We start from the raw sequence: 26,529 nt of genomic DNA, 5'->3' as shown, positions 1-26,529 counted from the left end.
GACTATCGTGGAAGCGGATTTTGGGTCATGGTCGAGAGGATGAGTAGAGCGGGAAGTGCACTCACCGTGTTGTCACGACAACAACAATCGGAAGACAGCGGGAAAACAGAGACGTCCTCAATCCAGCATCTGCCGCACACAGTCCACGCTTAGTCCGATCGGATATGAATAACGACACGCTGATCTTCGACGCGCCGCGCCACCGCTTACAGAAGATTGCGTACCAGATGTTTCGTCGCGGATGCCGAGGACATCGTGCAGGACGTATGGCTGCGCTGGCACGACGCGGCGCGCGACAGCATCGAGAATGCCGAGGCGTGGCTCGTCGCGATCACGACGCGGACGTCGATCGATCGCCTGCGCGCGGCGAAGCTCCGGCGCGAGCACTATGCGGGTATCTGGCTGCCCGAACCGGAGCTCGGCGAATCGCCCGCGACGCCCGAGGAAATGACGGAGCGCGCGAACGACGTGTCGGTTGCGTACCTGCTGTTGCTCGAACGACTGATCGGCGACGGCGGCGGTCATATCCAGAGCTTCCCGAAACCGATGGTCGGCGGCCGGCGGATCGCTCAACTGTTCTATGCGACGTGGTTGCGCTGCGGCAGCGGTGTCGAGATGCGGCCGGTCGTGCTGAACGGCCAGTGGGCGATGCTGCGCTTCATCGGCGGACAACTCGAAGCGGCGATGTCGTTCGAGACCGACGGTACGCGCATCGGCCGGATTCTCGTGCAGCGCAACCCCGACAAGCTCGCCCGAATCGCAACTGCCTGCGCGGCCGGCTGACCCGCGCAGCGCACGCCGGCGCCGGCCGCGGCCGCGGTCGAGCGCGGATTGGTGCAGCGCACGCAACACGATGCGTCCCTGTGCGTGGCTACCGCGCACCGGCGCACACTCCTAAGATGATTTCGCGCGACGTCATGGCGCCGCGTATCAACTACATTCAACAGTCGCCCGAGCTGTTCCGGAAATTCCTCGAACTCAGCACCAGCTGCGTAGCAGCGCGATCGAGGAATCGATCCGCGATCTCGTGTCGCTCCGGGCGTCCCAGATCAACGGCTGCGCGTTCTACGTCGACATGCACGTGAAGGAAGCGCGCATCCACGGCGAGCGCGAGCTGCGCCCTCCCAGCAAAAGGAAAGCCCAATGAATCAGAATGCGGATGGCATTGCAGATCTCCGGCGTCTTGTGATTTTGTTGAGCGACAGACTGGAAACGGTTTCTGAGGAGGTGGTCAGGCTGATGTGTCGTCTCGACGCGTATCAAATGGTAATGGAGGGGTTGATCTTGGCGCCCCCTGATTGGCAAACTGTTTTTGCGTGAGGTCTACCTTCAGGTTGAGCAAGTTGTTCAGATTCCTGTGGCTGATTCAGACGCGCGAGAGCGGTACCTTGATCAGATCATGGAGCAATTAGGTCCGTTGCTGGTTGACCTCGTTCGGCGACGTCCGCAAGCGAATTGAGCTAGCCTCGCGATACGGCAGGACAGGCTGCGGTGAAATCCCCTCTCCAACAGCGGGGGATTTATTCGTTATTTTCTCGTGTTCGCTTCAACACCGTCAGCGAAGAGGTTTGTTCACGGATGGCGGTCCGCCGTCGGTAGTAGCGCGGCGAAACGGTCGGCGAGCGTCGGGCGCGACCGTGCGGGCCAGATAGCGCTCAGCTCGAAATTCGGCAGCGCGGCGCCGTCGCGAATCGGGCTGTATGCGACCCCGTCGAACGCGAACGCGTGGATCGACGTCGGCAGCAGCGACACGCCGCAGCCGGCGGCGACGCATGCGACGACGGTCAGCGTGCGGTTCACGTCGAGCACGATGTCGACCGGATGCCCGGCCTGGCGGAACGCACTGAGGATGCCCGCGCGGATCAGCGGCAATTGATCGTGCGGAAACCACACGAGGCCGGCCGCGGCCAGATCGGCCAGCGTCACCGTGCCGTCTGGCTGGCGTGGGAACGCCTTCGGCAGCACCGCGACGAGCGGATCGCGCCGGATCATCTGCTCGCGCATCCGGCCGTTCACCGCGACCGGCGTATGCAGCAGCCCGATGTCTATCTCGCCGCGCTCCAGCGCGATCGCCTGCTCGGCATTGCTCATTTCGCGCATCACGAGTTCGACGTCGGGCGTGCTTTCGCGCAGCGCACGTATAGCGCGCGGCAGCGTGTCGAACAACGCGGCGCTGACGAAGCCGATGGTCAGACGCCCAGCGCGCTGCGCACCGATTTCGCCCGCCCGATGCGCGGCCGCGTCGAGCCGCGCGACGCTCAGGCGCAGGTCGTCGACCATCGCGAGCCCGGCCGGCGTGAGCGTCGCGCCGCGCCGCGACCGCTCGAACAGCCGGACCCCCAACTCATTTTCCATCCGGTTCAGCGCCTGGCTGAGCGCCGGCTGCGCAATGCCGAGTTCGCTGGCGGCGCGCGTAAAGCTGCCGGAATCCGCGATCGCGAGAAAGTAGCGGACGTGCCTGATTTCCATAAGCGTGTGTTATGAATAATTATCCGAAACATAGTAGCGAATTATCCAAATGATTCATAGGATGCACATCGGGCGTCGTCGAACCCGGCCGCGCCTCCGATAGCGGCGCGATCAGGCGGCGCACGGCGACGACACGAGGAGACCTCCGTTGACCTGGATGCGCGAACTCTCGACGACCGAACGGCGCACGTTGCGCGGCTGTTTTGCCGGCTGGGCGCTCGATGGCCTCGACACGCAGATGTTCAGCCTGGTGATCCCGGCGCTGCTCGCGACCTGGAGCATCGGCAAGGGGCAGGCCGGGCTGATCGGCGGCGCGACCCTCGTGTCGGGCGCGCTCGGCGGCCTGCTGGCCGGCGTGATCGCGGATCGCTACGGGCGCGTGCGGGCGCTGCAGATCACCGTGTGCTGGTTCTCCGCCTTCACGTTCCTGAGCGCATTCGCGCAGAACTTCGAGCAGTTGCTGGTGCTGAAGGCGTTGCAAGGGCTCGGCTTCGGCGGCGAATGGACCGCCGGCGCGGTGCTGCTCGCGGAGACGGTCGGCGCGCGCCATCGCGGCAAGGCGATGGGCGTCGTGCAGAGCGCGTGGGGATTCGGCTGGGGCGCGGCGGTGCTGCTGTACATGATCGTGTTCGCGTGGCTACCGCCCGAATGGGCGTGGCGCGTGCTGTTCGCGATCGGCGCGCTGCCCGCGCTGCTGGTGCTGTATATCCGCCGCGCGATTCCGGAGCCGCCGCGCGCGACGCCTGCGCCCGCGAACGTAGACGATGCGCCGACGGTGGGCATCTTCGACCGCTCGGTGCTGCGCACGACGGTGGTCGGCGGCCTGATCGGCGTCGGCGCGCACGGCGGCTATCACGCGATCACGATCTGGCTGCCGACCTACCTGAAGACCGAGCGGCACCTGTCGGTGCTCGGCACCGGCGCGTATCTCGCGGTCGTGATCGTCGCGTTCATCTGCGGCTGTTTCCTGAGCGCGTATTTGCAGGACCGGATCGGCCGGCGTCGCAACGTGATGCTGTTCGCCGCGTGTTGCGCGGTGATGGTGAACCTGTACGTGTTCCTGCCGCTGAACGACGTCGCGATGCTGCTGCTCGGGTTTCCGCTCGGCCTGTGCTCGGCCGGCATTCCGGCGACGCTCGGCACGCTGTTCAACGAACTGTATCCGCAAAACGTGCGCGGCCGCGGCGTCGGGTTCTGCTACAACTTCGGCCGTATCGTGTCGGCGGGCTTTCCGGTGCTGGTCGGGCGGATGGGCGAATCGCTGCCGCTCGGCACGGCGCTCGGCATCGATGCGGGCATCGCGTACGGGCTCGTCGTGATCGCGGTGTGGTTCCTGCCGGAAACGCGCGGGCGCCGTCTGCCCGACGCGGCTGCCGGTCCGGGCGCGGACGGCGACACCCGCGCCGGCGCATCGCTGTAGTTTTCGTCCTTCGTTCATTCCGTCGCCTGTCGCCCGCTGCCGGGCCGGGCACCTCTTGCAGGCAAGTCGTCATGGATCGAGCAGTCAATCCGCCGGTCGAACCGGTTTCAGCGGCGCCGGATACGGCCGCGTGGTACGCGTCATCGACGGCCGTCGCGGCGGTCGACGCCCATGCGCACGTGTTTGCCCGCGGCCTGCCGCTCGCGCCGGTCGTGCGCCATGCGCCCGACTACGATGCGTCGCTCGACGCGTACGTCGCGCATCTCGCCGCGCACGACATCACGCACGCGGTGCTGGTGCAGCCGAGCTTTCTCGGCACCGACAATACGTTCTTCGTCGACGTGCTGCGGCGCTACCCGAGCCGCTTTCGCGGCGTCGCGGTGGTCGATCCGGTGCTCGACGACGACGCGCTCGCCGCGCTGGACCGCGCGGGCGTCGTGGGCATGCGGCTCAATCTGGTCGGCCTGCCGATTCCGGATTTCGGGACGCGGGTGTGGCGCGCGCTGTTCGCACGCATCAACGCGCTCGGTTGGCACGTCGAGATTCATCGCGACGCGGCCGACCTGCATGCGATAGCCGCGAGCCTGCTCGGGCAGGCGTGCACGCTCGTGATTGACCATTTCGGCCGCCCGTCGCCGGCGCTCGGCGAACGCGATCCCGGCTTCCGTCACCTGCTGTCGCTCGCCGATACCGGCCGCGTGTGGGTGAAGCTGTCGGCCGCGTACCGGAACAGCCTGACCGGCGACGGCACCGACACCGCGCTCGGCGCGGCGCTGGCGCTGCGCGGCGCGTTCACGCCGGAGCGGCTCGTGTGGGGCAGCGACTGGCCGCATACGCAGCATCGCGAACGTGTCGATTTCGGCGCGACCTGCGCGGCGCTCGAACGCTGGCTGCCCGATGCCGGCGAACGCGCGCGCGTGCTGCGCGACTCGCCGCGCACCCTGTTTCGTTTCGACCAATGAGGCCTCGCATGACCGATTCCACCGCCCTTCGTCGCGCCGCTTTCCGGCGCAGCATCGCCGCCCGCCAGGGGCTGCTCGTCGCCGGCACGTTCAATGCGCTTAGCGCGCGGGTCGCCGCCGATCTGGGCTTCGGCGCGCTGTACCTGAGCGGCGCCGGCGTCACCAACATGTCGCTCGGCTTGCCGGATCTCGGCTTCGTCGGGCTCGGCGAACTGGCCGAGCACACCGCGCGCGTGCGCGACGCCGTCGATCTGCCGCTGATGGTCGATGCCGATACCGGTTTCGGCAACGCGCTGAACGTGCTGCATACGGTGCGCACCCTCGAGCGCAGCGGCGCCGATGCGATCCAGCTCGAGGATCAGGTGCTGCCGAAGAAATGCGGCCACTTCGCGGGCAAGGAAGTGATTCCGGCCGCGGAAATGGTCGGCAAGCTGAAGGCGGCCGTCGACGCGCGCGTCGATCCGAACCTGCTGATCGTCGCACGCACCGATGCGGCCGCCGTGCACGGCATCGACGACGCGATCGAGCGCGCGCACCGCTATGCGCAAGCGGGCGCCGACGTGCTGTTCATCGAGGCGATGGACACGCCGGAGGACGTCGAACGACTGCCCGCGCTGTTCGATACGCCGCAACTCATCAACATCGTGATCGGCGGCAAGACGCCGACCCGCTCGCGCGACGAACTGGCGCGCCTCGGTTACGGCGTCGTGCTGTACGCGAACGCGGCGTTGCAGGGCGCGGTGCATGGGATGCAGGCCGCGCTGACCGAATTGCGCGACACGGGCCGGCTCGACGAAAACCCCGCGCTCGTCGCGCCGTTCGCGGAACGGCAGCGGCTCGTCGACAAGGCGCGCTTCGACGCGCTCGACGCACGCTACGCGGGCGAGCAGCCGTAAGGCCGGCATGCGGCACGGGCGCTCGCCTGCCGGCCGCCCGAAACAGAACGAACAGGAGACAACCGTGACAACTTCCCCAACCGGGGCGGCCGACGCGCCGCCGCGCATCGGCTCGATCGTCGGCGGGCTCGCCGGCAACCTGATCGAGTGGTACGACTTCCTCGCATACAGCATCTTCTCGATCTATTTCGCGCCGTCGTTCTTTCCCGCCGACCGGCCGACCGTGCAACTGATGAATACCGCGGCGATCGCGGCGGTCGGCTACGTCGCGCGGCCGGCGGGAAGCTGGCTCGTCGGCCTGTACGCGGACCGGCACGGGCGCAAGGCCGCGCTGACGAAATCGGTGCTCGCGATGTGCGCGGGCTCGATGCTGATCGCCGTCACGCCCGGCTACGCGACGATCGGCATGCTCGCGCCGGCGCTGCTCGTCGCCGCGCGGCTATTGCAGGGCCTCAGCATGGGCGGCGAGTACGGCACCAGCGCGACCTACCTGAGCGAGATCGCACCGCCGAACCGGCGCGGCTTCTACGTCGGCTTCCTGCAGGTGAGCGTGGTCGCGGGCCAGCTCGTCGCGCTCGGCCTGATGCTGGCGATGCAGCGGATCTTCGCCGGCACGCACGACATCGAGCGCTGGGCCTGGCGGATTCCGTTCTTCGTCGGCGGCGTGCTCGCATTGTTCGCGCTGTACATGCGCCGCAACGTCGTCGAGAGCGATGCATTCGTCGCAAGCCGGGCGCGCGCGGCGAAGACGCGCGTGACGGCCGATCTCGCGGCGCACTGGCGCGAACTGCTGCTCGCGATCGGCATCACGATCGGCGGCACCGTCGCGTTCTATACGTACACCGTCTATATGCAGAAGTACCTGGTCAACTCGGTCGGCCTGCATAAGGAAACGGCGACCTGGATCTGCACGCTCGCGCTGTTGCTGTACATGCCGCTGCAGCCGCTGTTCGGCCTCGTATCGGATCGCGTCGGGCGCCGGCCGGTGCTGCTGTGGTTCGGGCTCGGCGGCACGCTGCTGTCCGTGCCGATCTTCACGACGCTCGGGCATGTGCACGAGCCGCTTGCCGCGTTCGCGCTGGTGTTCGCGGGGCTCGTCGTGCTGAGCGGCTTCACGTCGGTACACATGCTGGTCAAGGCCGAGCTATTCCCGCCGCAAATCCGCGCGCTGGCGGTCGGGCTGCCTTATGCGCTGACGACGGCGATCCTCGGCGGCACGACGGAGTTCGTCGCGCTGCGGCTGAAGGCGGGCGGCAACGAGACGATGTTCTTCTGGTACGTGGCGGCGTGCGCGGCGATTTCGCTGATCGTGTACTGGCGGATGCCGGAAACCCGTCCGGCACCGCGCGCGCCGGCGGCGCGGCCGGCGGTGGGCGCCGCCGCACCGCGTTGAATTGGTGCGAAGCCGCATGCGAAACGCTTATGGATAAATAACACCGGCGTAATGCTTCGCCGCGGCGATTGCTTCTAGTATCTGCAGAACGCCGGCGGGCTGCCTGGCCGCCGGCGGCGAGCAGACGAGACACACGACCTACATTAGTACATCTAAAAGAATGGAGTCGAGTCAATGATCCAACTATCCGAGGGCCAACGGATATCCACGCACGACGGCGTACCGGGCGGCGCGCCGCCACGTCCGCCGATCCCGGTGCATCCCGTGTTCAAGGCGTACAACCGGTCGAAGCTGGACGACCTCCCGCAGCTCGCGAGGTTGCCGCCGCGAATGCGCGAGCAGATCGGACTGGTCGCGCGCGTGCTGCCGTTCAAGGTCAACCGTTATGTCGTCGAGCAACTGATCGACTGGACCAACGTCCCGGACGATCCGCTGTTCCGGCTGACGTTTCCGCAGCCCGACATGCTTGCACCCGACGATCTCGGCGAGCTGGCCATGCTGTCGCGCGACGCGGCGCGCGGTGCCGACCTGGACGCGCTGATCGGGCGCCTGCGCGCCCGGATGAACCCGCATCCGGCGGACCAGCGGCTCAACGAGCCGGAGCTCGACGGCGAGCCGTGCCCGGGCATCCAGCACAAGTACGCGCAGACGGTGCTGTACTTCCCGAGCCACGGGCAAACCTGCCATGCGTACTGCACGTTCTGCTTCCGCTGGCCGCAATTCGTGGGCGATGCGTCGCTGAAATTCGCGTCGAGCGAAGCCGCGCGGCTGCACGCGTACCTGCGCGCGCACGGCGAAGTGACCGACCTGCTGATGACGGGCGGCGATCCGATGGTGATGAGCGCGGCGCGCCTGCGCGAGTACCTGATGCCGCTGCTGGAGCCCGGGCTCGAGCACGTCGGCAACATCCGGATCGGCACGAAGGCGCTGACCTACTGGCCGTACCGTTTCGTCAGCGATCCGGATACGCCCGAGCTGCTCGCGCTGCTGCGTACGCTGATCGATGCCGGGCGCAACGTGACGGTCATGGCGCACCTGAACCACTGGCGCGAACTGTCGACGGAGATCGCCGAGCAGGCCGTGACGAACCTGCGCCGCATCGGCGTCGTGATCCGCTCGCAGGGGCCGGTGCTGCGCCACATCAACGACGACGCGGAAGTCTGGCGGCGCAACTGGGTCGGGCAGGTGCGGCTCGGCATCGTGCCGTACTACATGTTCGTCGAGCGCGATACGGGGCCGCGCGGCTATTTCGAGCTGCCGCTCGCGCGGGCGCTCGATATCTACAACACCGCGATCGCGTCGGTGTCGGGGCTCGCGCGCAGCGCGCGCGGCCCGTCGATGAGCGCAGGCCCCGGCAAGGTCGAGGTCGCGGGCACGCTCGAGCTGCAGGAGCAGCGCTACTTCCTGTTGAATTTCCTGCAGGCGCGCGATCCGCGCTGGCTGCGCCGGCCGTTTCTCGCGAAGTATTCGGCGACGGCCTGCTGGCTCGACCAGCTCGAACCGCCGGATGGCGAGCCCGCGTTCTTCTTCGACGCGCCGTACCGTGCATTCGTCGACGCTCGTCAACGCCAACTGGAGCACGCATGAGGACGCCCGGAACACGAACCGCCGATGTCGCGATCGTCGGCGGCGGCTACACGGGGCTGTCCGCCGCGATCCACCTGGCGGAGCAGGGCGCGACGGTCGACGTTTGCGACGCTGATCCGCCGGGCGACGTGCCGAGCGCATTCAACTTCGGCTCGGTCGCGAGCGTCGCGCCGGCGCTGCCGCGCGGCCCGGTTTCGGCCGCGCACGCGCAGGCCGCCGAGCGCACGGCGGCGCAGGCCATCGTCTACCTGAAGCGCTTCGTCGACAGCCGCAACCTCGCATGCGGCTGGACGTATCCCGGCCACATCACGCTCGCGTGCGACGACGCGTCGGCGGTGCAACTGGCGCACCGGTTCGCGTATTACGCGGCGCAGCCGGATGCGTGCGTCGCGTGGCTCGACGCGCAGGCGGTCACGCAGGAAACCGGCGCGGCGCACGCGATCGGCGGGCTGCTGAACCTGCGCTTCGCGCTGATCCGGCCGCGCGTGCTCCGCGATGCGATGCGGGTACGGGCCGCGACGCTCGGCGTGCGGATCCGGCGCGGCGCGCGCGTGCATGCCGTGGAGCTCGCGTCCGGTGCGGCCGTGCTCGATCTCGGTGACGCGACGGTCGACGCCGGCGCCGTGCTGGTGTGCGCGGAGGACGCATGGTCGCTGCTGCCGGCCGACGTGCGCCCGCCGCTCGAGCGCTACGGCACGCACCTGCTGGCGACCCGCATCCTCGACGACGCGACGCAGCGCCGTATTTCGCGGCAGCCGCGCGTGTACGGCACGGTGTCCGCCGACAAGGACTATTTCCGGCTCGACGAGCGCGGCCGGCTGCTGTTCGGCAGCCGGCTCGGCCTGTCGGCCGACGTGCCGCCCGCGGGCGTCGAGGCCGCGTTGCGCGCGCGGCTGGCCGCGTATTTCCCGGCGCTCGAACACGCGCACGTCGAGCACGTATGGTCCGCGCCGCTCGGCTTCACCGCGTCCGGCGTGCTGCACGTCGGCATGGCCGGGCGGCTGGGCTGGTGCGGCGGCTATTGCGGCAGCGGGATCGCCACGGCCGTTCACGGCGGCGCGGCGCTGGCCGCGCGCGTGCTCGGCCACACCGACGACGTTGCTTTTCACGATTCGATCACCGGTGTCGGGGAGGCGCGATGAACACTTTCGAATTCCAGACGCTCGACGGCGCGAAGCCGCGGGCATTCGCCGGCGAAGAAGTCGACGTGCTCGGCATCGGCGTCGGCCCGTTCAACCTGAGCCTGGCGGCGCTGCTGGCGCCGCTGGACGGCCTGCGTTCGCTGTTCGTCGAGCGCCGGCCCGAGTTCCGCTGGCATCCCGGGTTGATGCTCGCGGATTCGTCGCTGACGACCAGCTTCCTGAAGGATCTCGTGACGCTGGCCGATCCGTGCAGCCGCTACTCGTTCATTGCGTTCCTGCAACGCACCGAACGACTGTATTCGTTCGCGAACGCGCGTTTTCCGACCGTGCGCCGCCGCGAGTTCGAACAGTACATGCGGTGGGTGTGCGCGTCGCTCGACAACCTGCGGTTCGACTGCGAAGTCGAAAGCGTCGTGCGCGATGGGCGCGCGCTGCGCGTCACGACCTCGCACGGCGTCGTGCGCACCGCGAACCTGGTGGTCGGCGTCGGCCTGCGCCCGACCGTGCCTGCCTGCGCGCGGCCGCACCTGGGCGCCGACGTGCTGCATTCGTCGCAGTTCTGCACCGTGCGGCCGGCGCTTGCCGGCCGGCGCGTCGCGATCGTCGGCGGCGGCCAGAGCGGCGCCGAGCTCGCGCTGCATCTGCTCGGCCTGACGGGTGACGACGCGCCTGCGCACATCGCCTGGCTGACACGGCGCGAGAACTTCCTGCCGATGGACGACTCGCCGTTCGTCAACGAATGGTTCGTGCCGCAATACAACGAACATTTCTCGCGGCTGTCGCCGCAGCGCAAGCGCGACGCGCTGGAGACGCAGCGCCTCGCGAGCGACGGCGTCACGTTGCCGCTGCTGACGGCAATCTACCAGCGGCTCTACGAGATCACGCACATCGAGGGGCGTCCCGGCCATTGCGCGCTGATGCCGGGCCGCAGCATGGCGAACCTGCACCGCGCGGACGGCGGTTTCGTACTAAGCGTCGACGACGGCACCGGCGTGCATGCGCCGCTGCATGCGGACGTCGTGCTGCTCGCGACGGGCAGCGAATTCCAGATGCCCGGTGCGCTCGAATCGCTGCGCTTCGAGATGCACACGCGCGACGGGGCACCGGAACTTGACGACGACTACGCGGTGCGCTGGAACCGGCCGAGCGCCGCGCGAATTTTCTTCCAGAACGCCGCGCGCACGACGCGCGGCATCGCCGACCCGAACCTGAGCCTTGCCGCGTGGCGCAGCGGCCGGATCGCCAACGCGATCGCGGGCGCGTCCATCTACGAGGTCGGCACGCCGCCGGGATTCGTCGACTGGCCGCACGGCGACGCGCCGCAGGCCGCCACCCAACAACTCGTGAACTGACAGGAGCACACCGCCATGACCCATGCACCGGCCATGCTGTATCTCGACACACGCGCGCTTCCGGGCGAGCGGATCGCCGAAATCGACGCGGCGCGCAGTCTCGGTCTCGACCTCTATGTGGCGACGCCGACGCCGGACGCATTCCGCTCGTTCGGCTGCGCGGGCATCATCCCGACGCGCCTCGGCGATTACGACGCGGCCGAACGGACGATTCTCGACTACCTGCACGAACATCGCGTCGAGTTGTCCGGCGTCGTCGCGTGGAAGGATCTCGAAGTCGTGCTCGCGAGCCGGCTGTCGCATCGGCTCGGCTTGCGCGGCACGGCGCCGGATGCAGCGCTCAACGTGCGCGACAAGGCCGCGACCCGCCGCGTGCTCGACGCGGTGCCGAATGCGAACCCGCGCTATGCGGTGGTCAGCAGCGAAGCCGAATTCACCGCCGCGCTGAAGCGGATCGGCGCGCCCGCGCTGCTCAAGCCGGCCGGTAACTCGGGCAGCCGCGGCATCTTTCCGGTCGATGCGCTCGCCGATCCCGTCGAGGTCTATCGTGCGTTTCGGGCGTACAACTCGCCGGAGAAGGGCGAGATGTTCAGCCTGTACGGCGATCACGCGCTGCTCGAGGAACAGCTGACGGGCAGCGAGCATTCGGTGTCCGGCGTCGTCGCGCAAGGCCGCGTGGCGATCAACGCGATCATCGACAAGACCTTCGACCGGTCGATCCCGATCCAGTACGAGAACGTGACGCCGTCGCTGCTGCCGGCCGACACGCAGGCGGCGATCCGCGACATGGTGCGTGCGGGTGTCGCGGCGACCGGCATCGACTGGTGCGGCTTCCACGCCGACGTGATGGTGACGCGCGACGGCCCGAAGATTCTCGAGATCGGCGGGCGGCTCGGCGGTGAGTTCATCAACTCGCATCTGATCCCGTACAGCGTCGCGGGCTTCTCGCCGTACCGCACCGTGCTGGATCTCGCGCGCGGCGCGATCGACGGCCCGCTCGACGATCGCCTCGGCACCGCGTCGACGCGCGCGGGCCAGCGCATCGTGATGCCGCCGGGGCTCGGGCGCATCGCCCGCGTCGAGGGCTTCGAGCGGCTGTGGCGGCGGCCGGAACTGCGCTTTCTGCAGGTCGTCGCCGGCAAGGGCGCGCAGATGGCGTTGCCGAAGGACGTGTTCAAGGCGTACGAGATCGCGTACCTGATCGCGCAGTGCGAGCTCGATCGCGACATCGTGGCGCTGCTGCGCGAGCTCGCGGCCGACGTGACCGTCACACTGGACTGACCCGGAGGCCATCATGCCGATCGACACGATCCGCGACCCGCGCCATTATCTGCTCGTCCCCGCGATGCCGGCGCCGAACGGGCGCCTGCACCTCGGTCATATCGCGGGCCCGTACCTGCGGCTCGACATGCTTGCGCGCCATCTGCGCAGCCGCGGCGAGGTCGCGCGCATCGCATGCGCGAGCGACCCGTACGATTCCTACATCCCGCTGCGCGCCGGGCAGGCCGGCATCAACGCGGCGGCGCTCGCGCGGCAGAGCTGCGCTGGCATCGTCGACGATCTCGCCAACATGAACATCGACGTCGACCTGTTCGTCGATCCGCTCGGCGATGCGCATCACGACGCGTACCTCACCGCGCATGACGGGCTCGTCGCACGGCTGGCCGCGCAACGGCGCGTGTCGACGGTGCGCGAACGCATGCCGTATTCGGCCGCGCGCGACGCATACGTGACCGGCAGTTTTCTGCTGGGCCATTGCCCGCAGTGCGCGCGCGACGTGTCGGGATTCTTCTGCGAGGACTGCGGCGCGCATTTCCAGCCGGAAGACGTGCGCGAACCGTCGGCACGCTGGGGCGAGCCGCTCGCGATGCGCGAGCAGGACAACCTGTTCTTCGACATCGCGGACCCGGCCGCGCTGGTCGCGCAACTGGTGGGCACCGAGACCGCGCCGGTGTTCGTCGATATCGCGCGCCGCCATCTGGCGCGCGACGGCGCGCGTTTCCGCCTGACGAGCCATGCCGGCTGGGGGTTGCCGTATGTGCTGGACGGCGACCCGCGTACGCTGTTCGGGCACGGGCTGCTGTTCGGCGCGATCCGCTTCGTCGGCGATCTCTACGCGCGCAGGCACGGGCTGCGCGCCAACCCGTTCGATCGCGATTCGGACGTGATCACCGTCAACGGCTTCGGGATCGACAACTGCGTGTCGCATCTGGTCGGCATCCAGGCGATGGCGATGGCCGACGGCGTGTCGAAGCCGTTCGACCGTTTCGTGATCAATCATTTCTACACGCTGGAAGGGCGCAAGTTCTCGACGAGCCTGCGTTGGGCGATCTGGGTCGAGGATCTCGCGGCGCGCACGCGCGTGCCGGCCGATGCGGTGCGGGGCTTCGTCGCGTCGACCAATCCGGTTGCCGGGCGCACGGACTTCGACCGCGATGCGTTCTGCCGGTTCGTGAACGGGCCGTACGCGACGGTGCGGCGGCATGTGGCCGAGGCAATCGGCGGACCGCTTGCCGCGCGGGTGCCGACCGACGAGACGGTACGGGCAGCGGAGGCGGCATGGCGCGACGCGCGGCGAGCGATGGAGTTCGCGACGTTCGACCCGACGGCGATGGCCGGCATCGTCGAGCGCTGGAGCGCGCGCTTCGACGGCGCGCGCGCGGCCGGCGACCTGTACGGCTGGACCAAGGGTTTCGCGCTGCTCGCCTGGCCGCTGATGCCGGCGCTCGCGCAGACCGCGTGGCGGGCGCTCGGGTTGCGCGGCGAGCCGAACGCGGGCGACTTCGCACGATTGTCGTCGCCGGTCGTCACGCCGCTGGCGAACTTCGACCCGATTACGCCGGGAGATCTGGCGGCGGTCCTGCCGCCCGGCATGCGGGAGGTCGCATGATGGAAGGCGCACTCGAAGGATTGCTGATCGTCGACCTGACGCGCGTGCTGGCCGGCCCGTTCTGCACGATGTTGCTGGCTGATCACGGCGCGCGCGTGATCAAGGTCGAACGGCCGTCGACCGGCGATGATGCACGCGCGTACGGCCCGTGGTACGGCGGCAAGTCCGCGTATTTCGCGTCGCTCAACCGCGGCAAGGAGAGCATCGCGCTCGATCTGAAGGATCCGTCCGATCGCCGCGTGCTCGACGCGCTGCTCGAAAAGGCCGACGTCGTCACCGAGAATTTCCGGCCCGGTACGATGGCGCGCATCGGCTACGACTGGGACACGCTGCACGCGCGTTTCCCGCGCCTGATCTACGGCAGCGCGTCGGGCTTCGGCCATACCGGCCCGTTTCGCGATCACCGTGCGTACGACATGATCGTCCAGGGGCTCGGCGGGATCATGAGCGTGACGGGCGAGCCCGGGCGTATGCCCGTGCGGGTCGGGCCGTCGATCGGCGACCTGGCGGCCGGCCTGTTCCTGACGACCGGGCTGCTGATGGCGCTCGTGCGGCGCGGGCGCACCGGGCTGGGCTCGAAGGTCGACATCGGCATGTTCGACTGCCAGCTCGCGCTGATGGAATATTTCATCGGCCGTTACTTCGCGACCGGCGAGGTCACGGGGCCGGTCGGCAGCTATCGGCCGGCGATCGCCCCGCCGTTCGGCGTCTACCGCGCGGCGGACGGCCCGCTCATCATCGCGGCCGGCAACGACAAGCTGTTCCGGCTGCTGTGCGACGCGCTCGGCGTGCCGGCGCTCGCGGCCGACCCGCGCTTCGCGGGCAGCGAGGCGCGCAAGGATCACGAGGCCGAACTCGAACGCACGCTCAACGGGCTGCTGGCGGCGCACGGAGTCGCGGCCTGGTGCGAACGGTTCGCGCGCGCGGGCCTGCCGGCCGGCCCGATCAACCGGGTCGACCAGGCTGTCGTTCATCCGCAGACGGCCGCGCGCAACATGCTGATCGACGTCGACGATCCCGACGTCGGTCCGTACCGGCTCGTCGGGACGCCGATCAAGATTTCGGGCTGCCCCGACCCGGCCACGCGCCGGGCGGCGCCGGCGCTCGATCGCGACCGCGACGCGATTCTCGCGGAACTGGGCCTCGTCGGCGCGGAGGTGCACGATGAACGCGCGTAAGTTTCCGCACGTCGACGCGTTGGCGCCGGAGTCGCATGTGCCGGGCGTCGTGTTGCGCCAGGCCGATTTCGCCGGGCTCGGCGATGGCGAGATTCCGTTTCGCGGCGGCCTGTTTACGGTCGAGCCGAACTGCACGTCGCGGCTGGATGTTCACGCGGTACGCGAATGCTGGATGATCGCGCAGGGCAGCGGCCGGCTGACCTACGACGGCGAACCCGTGCGCGTGCGGGCCGGCGACGTGTTGTATTTCGAATCGCACCGCTCGCACCAGGTGCAGAACGACGGCGCGACGCCGCTCGTGATCAGCACCGTCTGGTGGCAGGCCGATGCGGTTTGATCTCGCGATCATCGGCGCAGGCGTGACGGGGGCGACGATCGCGCACGTCGCGGCCCGGCATGCGGGCGCGCTGCGCATCGCCGTTTTCGATGCGCGGCCGGCCGTGCAGACGGCCACGGCGCTGTCGGCCGGCGTGGTTACGCCGTTCTGCGGCAGCGGCGAGCGTCGCGCGCGATCGCTGGTCGCGCACGCGTACTACGGTGCATGGGCGCAGGCCGGATGCTGCGTGCGTGCCGCGCCGTTCGCCTTCGTCGCGTCCGCACCCGACGCGGGCGGCCCGTTGCTCGTGCCGCCGGTAGCCGATGATCGGCCGGACCCCGGCGCCACACCGCTCGGCGCGCTGCCGGCCGGCGCGCGCCTGTGGCGCGGCGGCCGCGCGTGGCTGGTCGACGTGCCGCGGCTGGTCGCGCACTACCTGACGGGCGCACACGCGGTCGAGCGCTTCGATGTGCCGGTCACGCACGTGACGCACGATCCCGGCGGCTGGACCGTCGTCGCCCACGGCGTGACGCTGCGCGCCGACCGGCTGATCCGCGCCAGCGGCCCGTGGCCCGCCATCGACGGCGAAGCCGGCGTCGACGCGGGAATCGACATCGTCACGAAGAAGATCGTCGCGTTCGATGTCGACGGCCGCGGCTGGCCGCCGCCGGCGGATGCGCCGGTCGTCTACCTGCCCGACGCGCAGGCCTTTCTCGCCCCGGTACATGCGCGGCGCGGCTGGCTGTTGAGCATCACGTCGCACGCGTGGGGCTGCGCCGCCGGCGCGCGCGTCGCGCCGAGCGCCGATGAGCGCGCGCACGCGCACGCGCTACTCGACCGTCATTTCCCGGGCCTGCGCGATGCGCATCTCGCCGCGCGTACGGCGGTCGACGGGTACACGGCCGACCGCAATCCGCGCGTCGCGCCGATCGGCCCCGATGGCTGCGCGGTGGCCGGCGCGTCGGGCTCCGGCGTGCGCTTCGCGCCGGCCCTCGCGTACGAGGCGCTCGCCGCCGTCGGGCTGCCGTTCGAACCCGATGCCGCGACGACCGCACCCGAGCCACCGCTTTGCAGCGGGGCAGATAAACCTGCTGCTTCCCTCACCGAATCCTTCCAGCCATGCATACCGAACTCGCCTGGGTCGCCGTCGCACCCGCCTTTGCCCTGATCTGCATCGGCATCGCCGTGCGCCGCCTCGCGCTGGTCGATGCGGCATTCTGGCCGTCCGCCGAAAAGCTCACCCACTACGTGCTGTTTCCCGCCTTCCTCGTGCATTCAATCGGTCTGGCCGGCCCGCTCGACGCGTCGTCGAAATCGACGATCGTGCTGCTGACGGGGCTCACGCTCGCGGTGCTGGCCGCCGTCGTGCTCGGCTGCCGATGGTGTGCGGTGCCGCACGCGTCGTTCACGTCGATCGTCCAGGGCTCGATCCGCTTCAACAGCTACATCTTCCTGTCGGTCGCGTCGGGGCTACTGAGCCGCGCGGACTACGGGATCGCGGCGGTCGTCGTCGCGTACATGGTCGCGATCTCGAATACGCTCGTGCTGTTGTCGTTCGAGCATGGCCAGACCGGCGGCCGCGGGCTCGTGCGGATCGTCGGCAAGGTGGCGGCGAATCCGCTGATCGTCGCGAGCGCGTTCGGGATCGTGCTGAACCTGACCGGCTGGCGTCTGCCCGCCGCCGTGGACCAGACCGTCGACGTGCTCGGCGGCGCCGCGCTGCCGTTGAGCCTGATCTGCGTGGGTGCCGCGCTGCGACTGCCGCTGCCGCGCAAGGAGGCGGCACTCGTGCGCGCGGGGCTCGTGACCACCGCGATCCGGCTGGTCGGCTTTCCGCTGCTCGCGCTGACCGCGACCAAGGCATTCGCCGTGACGCCGTTGTCCGGGAACCTGATCCTGCTCTATTCGGTGCTGCCGTGCGCGAGCAACTCGTACGTGCTGTCCACGCAGTACGGCGGCAACCATCGGCTGATGGCGTTCGTTGTCGCGCTGTCGACGGTGCTGTCGTTCGTCCCGATATTCCTCGTCGCGCGCACGATGTAGGCTGATGTGCCGCCTCGCGACCGGCGGGGCCGCGCCGTTCACCCTCAATCGAAAAAAAACCAGGAGACACCCATGATTTCGAGGCGGTCGTTCAACCGCGCACTCGCCGGCATCGCAATGGCCGAAGTGCTGGGCGGATGCGCCGGCACGACGCCGGATCGGCGGACGGTTACCGGTGTCGACGCGCACGCGCACGTGTTCCTGAAGTCGCTGCCGCTCGTGCCGGGCCATCGCTACACGATCACGTACGACGCGTCGCTCGACCAGTACCTCGCGATGCTCGACCGGCACGGCATGTCGAATGGCGTGCTGATCCAGCCGAGCTTTCTGGGCACCGACAACCGCTATCTGCTTGCCGCGCTGCGCGCGCAACCCGCCCGTTTGCGCGGCATCGTCGTGATCGATCCCGCGCGCGATGCGGAGCAGGTTGCCGCATGGACGCCGCTCGGCGTGCGCGGCATCCGGCTGAACCTGATCGGCGAACGCGATCCGGATTTCGCGGGTGCGGCGTGGCGCGCGCTGTTTCCGCTGCTGCGCGCGCATGGCTGGCAAGTCGAGCTGCATGCGGAGGCCGCTCGATTGCCGGGGCTGATGCCGCCGCTACTCGATGCGGGCGTCGACGTCTCGCTCGACCATTTCGGCCGGCCCGATCCGCGGCTCGGGATCGACGATCCCGGCTTCCGCTATCTGTTGACGACGGCGGCAAGCAAGCGCGTCTGGGTCAAGGTGTCGGGCGCCTACCGGAACGACCGCCCCGACCGCTGGCAGGCGTCCGGGCTGACGGCGATGCGCGCGCTGCGCGACGCGTTCGGTACGCAGCGGCTCGTGTGGGGCAGCGACTGGCCGCATGTCGGATACGAGAAGGCCGTCGACGATACGCTCGCGTACCGGTATCTGGCGACGCTGCTGCCGGACGAGGCCGGCTTCCGGCAGGTGATGGTAGATACGCCTGCGGCTTTGTATCGATTTAACGTGGAACTGTGATTTTCCTCGGGAGCGCTTTCCTTAGCGGCAGGCGGTACTAGGCAACGCCGACGACTCCCAAATGCGTCGGGTAGGCGCAGCCCAAGTAATAGATCTGCCGATCCGAATGAAGCGCGACGCGATATTACGTCGTCTCCGCTTTCATAAAATCGGATACACGGGCGAGCCCTCGTCCTCGTTGAAGCGCCGTTCGCTTGTTTGCATATCCGATGCGCTTGCACCCCTATGTTGAGTGTGCTTCGATGCGGAAACGTTATGTCGTTGACCGTGGCCGGCCGTTGCCGCACCGTGACCAGACCGCATGCACGCGCGAGTTGCCCGCTCCACAGGGTCGCGAGCTACTCAGCTGACTGCAGACGATCGAGCGCCAGGCGATCGCCCAGTAGCGCCAGCGGGTGCCGGCCGAGCGTGAAGCCAATCGCGTTGTAGTCGGTCACGATCTCTTTGCCTTCGGAAGCCTGCGGCAGCGCCGGCACCGCGTCGTCGCGCTCGGCGCCGCGCAGCAGATCCCGATCGGGCACTGCGGCGGCCGCCAGCCAGAGCGCGGCACGCCGATTGCCACTGGCGAGCGAGCGTAGCGCGTTAGCGCGCGCATGCACCTGCAGGTCGTGCCGGTCGGGCTGGGCTCGGCGCGCGAGATCTGCGACGTCGACGAACGGTCGCGCGGCGTGTGCGGGCCACGGCTTCGCGCATGCCCAGCAGCAGCGAGAAGCTAAGCCGCACTGGCTCCGATACGGTCAGCCCTTCGATCGTGGGGCCCCCTTGGTCACGTTCACGTCGACGGACAGCACCTGGACGCCATGACGTCGCGCGTCCTGCAGCAGCTTAGAGGGTTTGAAAAAACTCAATCGATCGCATGGGCCACACGGCGACGCGGAACTTGCACGCTCCTCGCATGGCTATAGGAATTGATATCGATCGAGGTCTTCAATTGGGCGCGCGTATACCCTAGGTATCGGGGAACGCAATGCTTTGATATGTTTATTTCAAAATGTTTCAGAATAAGAGCTTGTGAGAGCCGAAGTGCAAAATAGGCGTAGGGAAACTGTCATTTTTTTGCCTTGTGCACTTTGTGACCTATCAGTACGACAGGTGCATCCGGGGGCAACATGCGTCATCCGAAATTCCAGCTTGGCCGTCGCCAGGGCAGGGGAGTAGCGCACTCTTTCATCCGAGGAGCTATGGCTCTGGCGCTGATTGGTGTCAGCGCTGTCGCAACCTCCGGTTCCATCAGCTACACATATGATCCACTGGGCCGATTGACAAAGGCCGTTTTCAATAACGGGTCCAGTACCACAACAGTTATCTACAACTACGACGCAGCGGGTAACCGTACGTCTGTCTCCACCACATCCCCATAGCGTCCTATTGCGTCGTCGCGCAGCGCACGAATCGCATGCGTCGAATCTATCTATTTCGTAATCCGAAGTGATGGTTTTTGTCGAGGGGATGCAATGTCCAGGTTGCTGCGCGTCGTTTTCCGTACTTCGGTCGGTGTCGTCCTTCTGAGCGGTCTAATGGTGACGGGACCTCATAGCCTCGCTGCCCCAATGCAATCTGCCTTGCCACCGGTCGCCAAAAAGACGCCAGCCGAGAGGATGTTGGGCGTGCAACCAACTGCGAAGGCCGGAAAGCACTACGTTGGAAAAGAACCATCTTCCACCGGGGTGGGGCAACCGGTGACCTTCTCGAGCGGGAAGCCCGCGATCGCGTATTCGGCAGAACGCCTTTCGGCTCTCGCCAACATGAAGGGACCTGGGAGAAATGCCGCTAACTTGTTCCCGATTTCGGGCGAGGATTGGGAGCAATCTCGCAGGCGAGTCGTACTTTCACCCACAGTCAATCAAGGCGCAGCGATAGAAACGAAGACCGTTTCTCCCTCAACACGCGACACCAAGACGCATGCCTTGAGCGCCGGTGGAAACGCGAGTCCTCAAGGTCCGGCGTCGATCGCTGAGCTGGCGCGTGCTCTGAATTACAACCCGGACGTCATCTATCAGTACGTCCACAACAATGCCGAGGTCTATCCGATCTACGGTACCCAGAAAGGCTCGTTCGGCACCGTATTGGACAACTACGGGACGGTCTACGATCAAGCCATGCTGATGGTCGACCTCCTGCGAGCATCCGGTTACACCGCAAGTTTCACGACAGGTGTGATCAAGTACACCGCGGCTCAGCTCAATTCCCTTTACGGCATTGACACGTCGAATGTCTGTGCGGCCATCCACCTGTTGGGTGTGGGTGGAATCCCCGTCTATGCGACGACAGCGGTGAATCCAGGACAATGCCCAGGCAACACGTCGGCACTCGTCGATGTGTCCGTTGGCCATGTCTGGGTGAAAACGGTCATCAACGGTACGTCCTATTACTTCGATCCCAGCTTCAAGACTCACACGTTCAAGACGGGTATCGATCTCGCCAGCGCGAGTACGACCGGGTACAACGCGGCCGCGTATCTCAGTTCCGCCACGAGTGGTGCGACGATCACCGCCAATTACGTCCAGAATCTCAATCGGACAAACATCCGGAATAACCTCACAACATACGCCAACAACCTTGCGGCGTATCTGCGCGCGAACATGCCAACGGCCACAATCGATGATGTGGTGAGTGGCAAATCGATCGATCTGCTCTACGGCGCGATTCCGCACTATACGGCGCCCCCTCTGCAGAATACTGCATACCCTTTGCGGGATGTTACAGACGTTCCGACGTCAATGAAGGTGACACTGAGGATCCAGTATCAAGGGATAGACCAAACATATACGTCCGATGCAATCTATGGGCATCGTCTAACTATTACGTATAACGCGTCGAATCAGCCAATCCTCAGTTTGGATGGTAACGCTGTTGGCAGTCCCGGAATCGCGCCGACTGTTGGCTCGAACACGACCCTCACGATGGTCGTTACCCATAATGCGTTCGGAACAACAGGCGCTGACCAGACCGTCACGCAGACGATCGTCGCGAAACCGGGGAATGTCTTTGCGATTTCCGATGCATGGGGACCAACTAGTCGCGGCCTCGCGAACTTCTTCCAAACGTCACTTGGCAATTTGCGAGCATCCGGCGTCCCTGATACATCGGACGCGGTCGGGGGTACCACGTTGGCCCTGCTTGCCGCTCAGTGGCTCGGCCAGACTTCGCAGGCCTACTACTTGAGCGAACGCCTTTCTGGCACCTCGATCTTGCTATATCACGATGTCGGCGTAGCCGGTTATACCGGCGCGTCCTCCTACGTTGATTTGCCGGGCGGGTTGGTTGGGCTCGCCAACGTTGCCGGAGACTCGACGAAGGAGCCGCTTGCGTTGTATCAATCGGGGATGCATTCAAGCATCCTCGAATCGACCGTAGTTCAGCAGGTCAGCACTATCTCGGCCGCTTCGACAGTGAAACTCATTGATCTGGCGGCAGCTGCTGGGCAGCCAATTTACAACGCGACCTCAGCAAACTACGCGAGCGCGGTACAGCCGAATCTCGTGAATTGCAGCGCATATTTCGGAACATTCAGTAACTACCTCGCTGCCGGATACAACCTGATATTGCCGCAACACTGCGATATTACTGAGAATAGTTGGACCGGTGCGGGTTACTATTTTCTTGGCCCAAACATTTTGGGCTCGATGATCAAAGGAAACCTCGCCGGTGGGTTCATGACCCTCGGTCAATATCTGTCCACGCTTTCCCCGCTGGCGCTGCTCGCGGCGCCGTTTCCGCTCTCGATGTACAACCTTCCGGTCACTGTGCTCAATAATGGCGCCATCCAAATTGGGGCGCCCCTCCAAGGCGAGCCACTCAATTACGTCGGCGACCCGATCGGTCTAGTGGCCGGTAATTTTACGTACAACCGAGATGACCTTTCGTCAGGGGTGGGGGCCTTTCCGCAACGCCTCACCTTCAGACGCATGTACAGTTCGAGCGCCAAGAATCAGGACAGTGTTCTGGGGAAGGGCTGGGCACACAATTTCAATGTGACCGCGAAAGTAAATTCGGACGGTTATCAGGGGATGGGCGAAGATTCTGCACTCGATGCAGTAGCTGCGTTGGTCGAGATGAAGGCGTCGGTGGATTTGCTTGCGGATTCGTCACATCCTATTGAGAAGATGGTCATTGCGACTCTGGGGCAGCGGTGGTTCGGTGATCAGCTGATCAACAATACCGTGATCGTTACACAAGGTCTGAATGGCGAGGTGTTCGTGAAGTTGCCGGACGGCAGCTACAACCCGCCCCCTGGAAATTCGTCGAAACTGATACTGAACGGGGATGGGACGTACAGCTACGATACTGTTCACCACAATGCGATTCACTTCAACTCGTCGGGGAACATCGATACCTACAAGGACGGGAACGGTACGCAGGTCAACTACAGCTATTCCGGAAACAACCTGACCAGCGTGAGCAACGGCTTCTGGCGCACGCTAAATTTCAGCTACACGAACGGACGGATCAGCCAGGTCTCCGACGGTGCTCGAACCGTCCAATATGGCTACGACACGAATGGCAATCTGACGACCTTCACCGACACGATGTCGAAGAGTACGACCTACGGCTATGGGTTGCCAGGTCAGATGACGCAAATCTTTTACCCAAGCTTCCCGTCCGCCGCGGGCGTCACAAATGTCTATGACAGCCTGGGACGAGTCCAGACCCAGACGAATGCGCGTGGCAAAACGTACAGCTACTACTTCGCCGGATCGCGAGCTGTTGAATTAGCACCGGGTGGTATCACGAGGCTCAGCTATCTTGATGTGCTTGGGAATGTGTTACAGCAAGCGGACCCCCTATTCAACGTCACCCAATTCGCCTATGACGGGCAGGGACGGTTGATCACCAAGACGCTGCCACAGGGCAATGGGTTTTCGTACACCTACGACGATGCAACGTGCGCGAGCACCGAAAAGCGTTGTACGCAAAATGTGAAGTCGATCACGCAGTTCGCACCGCCCGGTTCTGGTCTCGCACCACTTGTTCGAAGCTTCACCTACGAGAGTGCATACAACAAAGTTGCAACAGAAACCGATGCGCGAAGCAATACCACGACGTACACCTACGCCCCCTGGGGCGACATCGCGACCGTAACCTCGCCAGTTGACGCGAGCGGGGTAGCGCCGTGGACCGCCTACGATTATTACTCGTGGACACCTACGGGCTTTCCCACGATGTATCTGCTGGCGAAGACAACGGTAAAGACGAGCGCATCCAATACCACCGCGACAACGAGGACCTATGATTGGGCGCACCATGAAGTACCCGCGACCACGACAGTCGACGCCGGCACTGGGACGCTGAATCTCACAACAACCTACACCTACGACGACATCGGCAACCTGACAGTGGTTGACGGACCGCGCACTGACGTGATCGATACGATTACGACGAGCTATGATAGTGAACGACGCCCGAGCGTCGTCACGGATGCGCTTGGGAAGCAATCTCAAACCACCTATGACGCAGACGGCCGGCCGATTGCTGTCGCCCGGCAGATCGGCGCTCAATGGTTAACAAATTGTTCGCGGTACAGCGCGACCGGAAAGGTTATCCGGGCATGGGGGCCTTCGTTGACTGCATCGGCGACAACCTGCCCATCCGAGGCTGCTCCGGTGCCGATCACGGACACCGCGTATGACGATCTCGATCGGCCATATCAGCAAACCCAGTATCTCGCGGCTGCAGATGGCGGGAACAGAGTCACGACGACGGTGTACAACGTTGACGACTCCATCAACACGATCCAGAAGGCGACTGGCACGGCGCAACAGCAAAACTATGTGCAGTACACCTATACGCCGAACGGTAAGCTCAATTTGAGTGCTGACGCGAAGAATAATCTGACCGTCTATGCATACAACGGATTCGATCGCCTGACGAACCGGTACTACCCAATGCCCAACTCACCGGGCTCGGCGAACAGCAATGATTACGACGGGTACACCTACGATCCGAACGGCAACGTGGTCACCATCCGCAAACGTAGCGGAGACACGATCACCCAGACTTGGGACAACCTGAATCGCTTGACCGCACGTAGCTATCCGAACAGTGCAAACAATGTTCAGTTCGGTTATGACCTGCGCGGACTACGCACCGCGTCGCAGTACGCGAATGGCAGCTACGCAGTGTCCTATGCCTGGGACAATGCGGGTCGGTTGCTCAACACGACCGCGGGTGGAAGGACACTCAGTTTCCAGTACGATGCCGCAGGAAACCGGACACAGACGACATGGCCAGATGGGTTCAACACGACTACTAGCTACGATGCGCTGAATCGGCCGAGCGTGATCAAGGAGAACGGAAGCACCGCACTAGCGACGTACACCTACGACGACCTGAGCCGGGCAGTTACGCTCTCTTTCGGAAACGGAACGTCGGTTCAACGCGGGTACGACAATCAAGGCGGCCTCGCGACGCTGACCAACCTACTGACTGCGCCTAGCGATCAGGTGCAGTTCACATATGCACGAAATCAAGTTCTGGACGTGAGTAGCGTCACACCGAGTAACCTCGCATATCAGTGGAGTGGTGGAACGACCGGCAGTCAGAGCTTTACCGCGGATGGCCTGAATCGTTACACGACTGCTGCTGGAGGCTCTGTCGGGTACGACAACAACGGGAACGTGACGAGCTATGGCGGCTGGACCTACAGCTACGATCTCGACAATCGCCTCGTCTCCGGAAGCACCGGTTTGTTTTCGACGGTCGGTCTATCCTACGATGCGGACGGGCGCCTGAGGCAGACCGTCGAGCCGAACGGGCTTTTCGGAAGTATTACTACCAATATGCTCTACGACGGGACACGACTCGTTGCCGAATACGATTCGTCAGGCAATATCCTGAGGCGCTACCTTCATGGCTTGGACGTTGACAACCCGCTCGTCTGGTACGAGGGTTCGGGGACTTCGAACAAGAGTTGGTTGTACACGGATCATCTTGGTAGCATTGTCGCGACGGCCAATGCAGCGGGAGCCAAGACGGCGGCCTATACGTACGGCCCGTTTGGCGAGCCGAACGCGACGAGTGGTATTCGTTTCCGGTACACGGGGCAGCAGTTCATTGGTTCGCTAGCCCTGTACTACTATAAAGCGAGGTTTTATTCGCCGGGGGCGGGACGTTTTTTTCAGATCGATCCGGTAGGCTATCAAGATGACCAGAATCTGTATGCATATGTAGGGAACAATCCCGCAAATCGTGCGGATCCGACCGGTATGACTGGGACCACTTTCGGGGAAGGGGAACTAGTTGCGGGGGTTATTACTAATCAGAGTCATTATATCGATCGTGTAGGGGCGGATAGAGTTAACGCGGTTTCTGGGGCGGCGATTGGGATTGCTTTGTCGCCCGGCTTCGTGGGGGGCACTAGCTTTGGCATGACCGTGGACGGCATAAACTACAACGTTCGAAGCTTTGTTCTTCCAAATGGAAACATTAATTTAGGGACGATTCATCCTGACGATGGCCGTAATATTGGAAGATGAGGGTCATATTTTTTAGGGTGATTATATGTTGAATGATGAATGGGCTATCCGCGATAACGAAATCGAACTAATAAGAGTTCTGCTTGATCATGCATTCCCTGGGGATACCTTATTTTCAGCTCAAATCGAGCAGATGGAGAGGGTGGTGTCATTCAATGGCGACGACACCATTCTGAAGATTGGGTTTGGCCAGAGTTACCATGCAATTAGAAAACAAGTTATCCGTCCAAATCTGAATGGATTTATTGAGGCGTCGGGGATCGACTCCGACGGTGCGGTGGTAAATGTCATGCTTTGGATCACTGACGGAGAAATCAAAGAACTGGAATTTCTTCGGCCTGATTCGAAGCCGGTTCAACGTAAACCGCGTCCTAGCGATCTTTCCGGTTTTCAATCCGCTATTTGAGCGGGAGCAACTCAAT

At 65.1% G+C, this 26,529-nt stretch carries 18 protein-coding genes and 3 pseudogenes; 19 read left to right on the top strand and 2 right to left on the bottom strand.

All coding sequences use genetic code 11. The features are described from left to right. The first annotated feature begins 164 nt into the window (after nt 1-164). The 3 genes and pseudogenes from CFB46_RS31825 (at nt 165) to CFB46_RS36160 (ending at nt 1,320) form a co-directional block, all read left to right on the top strand. Nucleotides 165-783 (top strand): annotated as a pseudogene (locus tag CFB46_RS31825) (sigma factor). A 134-nt stretch (nt 784-917) separates the two neighbouring features. Continuing rightward, nucleotides 918-1,120: pseudogene (locus tag CFB46_RS31820) on the top strand (carboxymuconolactone decarboxylase family protein); the annotation flags it as partial. Between the two features lie 23 nt (nt 1,121-1,143). Further along, nucleotides 1,144-1,320: a hypothetical protein gene (locus CFB46_RS36160; protein WP_155257383.1), complete on the top strand. Its 177-nt coding sequence runs from the start codon at nt 1,144-1,146 to the stop codon at nt 1,318-1,320. 252 nt (nt 1,321-1,572) lie between these two features. Here CFB46_RS36160 and CFB46_RS31815 read toward each other — a convergent pair whose 3' ends face one another. Then, complete coding sequence (locus CFB46_RS31815) at nt 1,573-2,469, bottom strand: LysR family transcriptional regulator (RefSeq protein ID WP_027786218.1); 897 nt, start codon at nt 2,467-2,469, stop codon at nt 1,573-1,575. A 157-nt stretch (nt 2,470-2,626) separates the two neighbouring features. Here CFB46_RS31815 and CFB46_RS31810 point away from each other — a divergent pair, with 157 nt between their 5' ends. The 14 genes from CFB46_RS31810 to CFB46_RS31745 all read left to right on the top strand — a co-directional run bounded on the left by CFB46_RS31810 (nt 2,627) and on the right by CFB46_RS31745 (nt 18,632). Continuing rightward, nucleotides 2,627-3,889: an MFS transporter gene (locus tag CFB46_RS31810; protein ID WP_227789574.1), complete on the top strand. Its 1,263-nt coding sequence runs from the start codon at nt 2,627-2,629 to the stop codon at nt 3,887-3,889. A 71-nt stretch (nt 3,890-3,960) separates the two neighbouring features. Further along, nucleotides 3,961-4,851: an amidohydrolase family protein gene (locus CFB46_RS31805; protein ID WP_027786216.1), complete on the top strand. Its 891-nt coding sequence runs from the start codon at nt 3,961-3,963 to the stop codon at nt 4,849-4,851. Between the two features lie 8 nt (nt 4,852-4,859). After that, on the top strand, nt 4,860-5,747 hold the full coding sequence (locus CFB46_RS31800) for an isocitrate lyase/PEP mutase family protein (RefSeq protein WP_027786215.1): 888 nt from the start codon (nt 4,860-4,862) through the stop codon (nt 5,745-5,747). Nucleotides 5,748-5,754: 7 nt separating this feature from the next. After that, nucleotides 5,755-7,140 carry an MFS transporter gene (locus CFB46_RS31795; protein ID WP_152777542.1) on the top strand — a complete coding sequence of 462 codons (1,386 nt, stop codon included), beginning with the start codon at nt 5,755-5,757 and terminating at the stop codon, nt 7,138-7,140. A gap of 174 nt (nt 7,141-7,314) precedes the next feature. Next, nucleotides 7,315-8,727: a KamA family radical SAM protein gene (locus CFB46_RS31790; RefSeq protein ID WP_027786213.1), complete on the top strand. Its 1,413-nt coding sequence runs from the start codon at nt 7,315-7,317 to the stop codon at nt 8,725-8,727. Next, entirely contained in the window at nt 8,724-9,869 is a 1,146-nt protein-coding gene (locus CFB46_RS31785; protein ID WP_089502445.1) for an NAD(P)/FAD-dependent oxidoreductase, read from the top strand. The genes CFB46_RS31790 and CFB46_RS31785 overlap by 4 nt, the downstream gene beginning before the upstream one ends. After that, on the top strand, nt 9,866-11,221 hold the full coding sequence (locus tag CFB46_RS31780) for a lysine N(6)-hydroxylase/L-ornithine N(5)-oxygenase family protein (RefSeq protein WP_027786211.1): 1,356 nt from the start codon (nt 9,866-9,868) through the stop codon (nt 11,219-11,221). The genes CFB46_RS31785 and CFB46_RS31780 overlap by 4 nt, the downstream gene beginning before the upstream one ends. 15 nt (nt 11,222-11,236) lie before the next feature. Beyond that, nucleotides 11,237-12,502 carry an ATP-grasp domain-containing protein gene (locus CFB46_RS31775; protein ID WP_027786210.1) on the top strand — a complete coding sequence of 422 codons (1,266 nt, stop codon included), beginning with the start codon at nt 11,237-11,239 and terminating at the stop codon, nt 12,500-12,502. A 13-nt stretch (nt 12,503-12,515) separates the two neighbouring features. Continuing rightward, complete coding sequence (locus tag CFB46_RS31770) at nt 12,516-14,111, top strand: methionine--tRNA ligase (protein WP_027786209.1); 1,596 nt, start codon at nt 12,516-12,518, stop codon at nt 14,109-14,111. Continuing rightward, the gene (locus CFB46_RS31765) at nt 14,108-15,289 is read left to right on the top strand and encodes a CaiB/BaiF CoA transferase family protein (protein ID WP_027786208.1); all 1,182 of its coding nucleotides are present in this window, start codon (nt 14,108-14,110) and stop codon (nt 15,287-15,289) included. The genes CFB46_RS31770 and CFB46_RS31765 overlap by 4 nt, the downstream gene beginning before the upstream one ends. After that, complete coding sequence (locus tag CFB46_RS31760) at nt 15,276-15,626, top strand: cupin domain-containing protein (protein WP_051421435.1); 351 nt, start codon at nt 15,276-15,278, stop codon at nt 15,624-15,626. Before CFB46_RS31765 ends, CFB46_RS31760 begins: the two co-directional genes overlap by 14 nt. Next, complete coding sequence (locus tag CFB46_RS31755) at nt 15,616-16,773, top strand: NAD(P)/FAD-dependent oxidoreductase (protein WP_027786207.1); 1,158 nt, start codon at nt 15,616-15,618, stop codon at nt 16,771-16,773. Before CFB46_RS31760 ends, CFB46_RS31755 begins: the two co-directional genes overlap by 11 nt. Then, nucleotides 16,725-17,648: an AEC family transporter gene (locus CFB46_RS31750; RefSeq protein WP_027786206.1), complete on the top strand. Its 924-nt coding sequence runs from the start codon at nt 16,725-16,727 to the stop codon at nt 17,646-17,648. The genes CFB46_RS31755 and CFB46_RS31750 overlap by 49 nt, the downstream gene beginning before the upstream one ends. Nucleotides 17,649-17,720: 72 nt before the next feature. After that, nucleotides 17,721-18,632, top strand: coding sequence for an amidohydrolase family protein (locus tag CFB46_RS31745; RefSeq protein ID WP_027786205.1), 912 nt, complete (start codon nt 17,721-17,723; stop codon nt 18,630-18,632). Nucleotides 18,633-18,880: 248 nt separating this feature from the next. Here the strand turns inward: CFB46_RS31745 and CFB46_RS36805 are convergent. Beyond that, nucleotides 18,881-19,480 (bottom strand): annotated as a pseudogene (locus CFB46_RS36805) (helix-hairpin-helix domain-containing protein); the annotation flags it as partial. A 606-nt stretch (nt 19,481-20,086) separates the two neighbouring features. On the opposite strand from CFB46_RS36805, the gene CFB46_RS31730 reads away from it, so the two are divergent. Together CFB46_RS31730 and CFB46_RS35630 are read left to right on the top strand one after the other, a co-directional pair. Then, a complete protein-coding gene (locus CFB46_RS31730; RefSeq protein ID WP_051421434.1) occupies nt 20,087-26,107 on the top strand; it encodes an RHS repeat-associated core domain-containing protein in 6,021 nt (2,006 codons plus the stop codon). Between the two features lie 25 nt (nt 26,108-26,132). Beyond that, nucleotides 26,133-26,513 carry a DUF6984 family protein gene (locus CFB46_RS35630; protein WP_143751682.1) on the top strand — a complete coding sequence of 127 codons (381 nt, stop codon included), beginning with the start codon at nt 26,133-26,135 and terminating at the stop codon, nt 26,511-26,513. Nucleotides 26,514-26,529: the final 16 nt, after the last annotated feature.

The sequence above is a fragment of the Burkholderia sp. HI2761 genome, assembly GCF_002223355.1.
In the GTDB taxonomy this organism is placed as follows: domain Bacteria; phylum Pseudomonadota; class Gammaproteobacteria; order Burkholderiales; family Burkholderiaceae; genus Burkholderia.
Note: the sequence above shows the minus strand (reverse complement) of the source record. Positions and strands in the feature narration are given on the sequence as shown.

Coding starts and splice junctions, on each gene's coding strand:
- CFB46_RS36160 (WP_155257383.1), top strand. CDS start 1,144: ATGAATCAGAATGCGGATGGCATTGCAGATCTCCGGCGTCTTGTGATT.
- CFB46_RS31815 (WP_027786218.1), bottom strand. CDS start 2,469: ATGGAAATCAGGCACGTCCGCTACTTTCTCGCGATCGCGGATTCCGGC.
- CFB46_RS31810 (WP_227789574.1), top strand. CDS start 2,627: ATGCGCGAACTCTCGACGACCGAACGGCGCACGTTGCGCGGCTGTTTT.
- CFB46_RS31805 (WP_027786216.1), top strand. CDS start 3,961: ATGGATCGAGCAGTCAATCCGCCGGTCGAACCGGTTTCAGCGGCGCCG.
- CFB46_RS31800 (WP_027786215.1), top strand. CDS start 4,860: ATGACCGATTCCACCGCCCTTCGTCGCGCCGCTTTCCGGCGCAGCATC.
- CFB46_RS31795 (WP_152777542.1), top strand. CDS start 5,755: ATGCGGCACGGGCGCTCGCCTGCCGGCCGCCCGAAACAGAACGAACAG.
- CFB46_RS31790 (WP_027786213.1), top strand. CDS start 7,315: ATGATCCAACTATCCGAGGGCCAACGGATATCCACGCACGACGGCGTA.
- CFB46_RS31785 (WP_089502445.1), top strand. CDS start 8,724: ATGAGGACGCCCGGAACACGAACCGCCGATGTCGCGATCGTCGGCGGC.
- CFB46_RS31780 (WP_027786211.1), top strand. CDS start 9,866: ATGAACACTTTCGAATTCCAGACGCTCGACGGCGCGAAGCCGCGGGCA.
- CFB46_RS31775 (WP_027786210.1), top strand. CDS start 11,237: ATGACCCATGCACCGGCCATGCTGTATCTCGACACACGCGCGCTTCCG.
- CFB46_RS31770 (WP_027786209.1), top strand. CDS start 12,516: ATGCCGATCGACACGATCCGCGACCCGCGCCATTATCTGCTCGTCCCC.
- CFB46_RS31765 (WP_027786208.1), top strand. CDS start 14,108: ATGATGGAAGGCGCACTCGAAGGATTGCTGATCGTCGACCTGACGCGC.
- CFB46_RS31760 (WP_051421435.1), top strand. CDS start 15,276: ATGAACGCGCGTAAGTTTCCGCACGTCGACGCGTTGGCGCCGGAGTCG.
- CFB46_RS31755 (WP_027786207.1), top strand. CDS start 15,616: ATGCGGTTTGATCTCGCGATCATCGGCGCAGGCGTGACGGGGGCGACG.
- CFB46_RS31750 (WP_027786206.1), top strand. CDS start 16,725: ATGCATACCGAACTCGCCTGGGTCGCCGTCGCACCCGCCTTTGCCCTG.
- CFB46_RS31745 (WP_027786205.1), top strand. CDS start 17,721: ATGATTTCGAGGCGGTCGTTCAACCGCGCACTCGCCGGCATCGCAATG.
- CFB46_RS31730 (WP_051421434.1), top strand. CDS start 20,087: ATGTCCAGGTTGCTGCGCGTCGTTTTCCGTACTTCGGTCGGTGTCGTC.
- CFB46_RS35630 (WP_143751682.1), top strand. CDS start 26,133: ATGTTGAATGATGAATGGGCTATCCGCGATAACGAAATCGAACTAATA.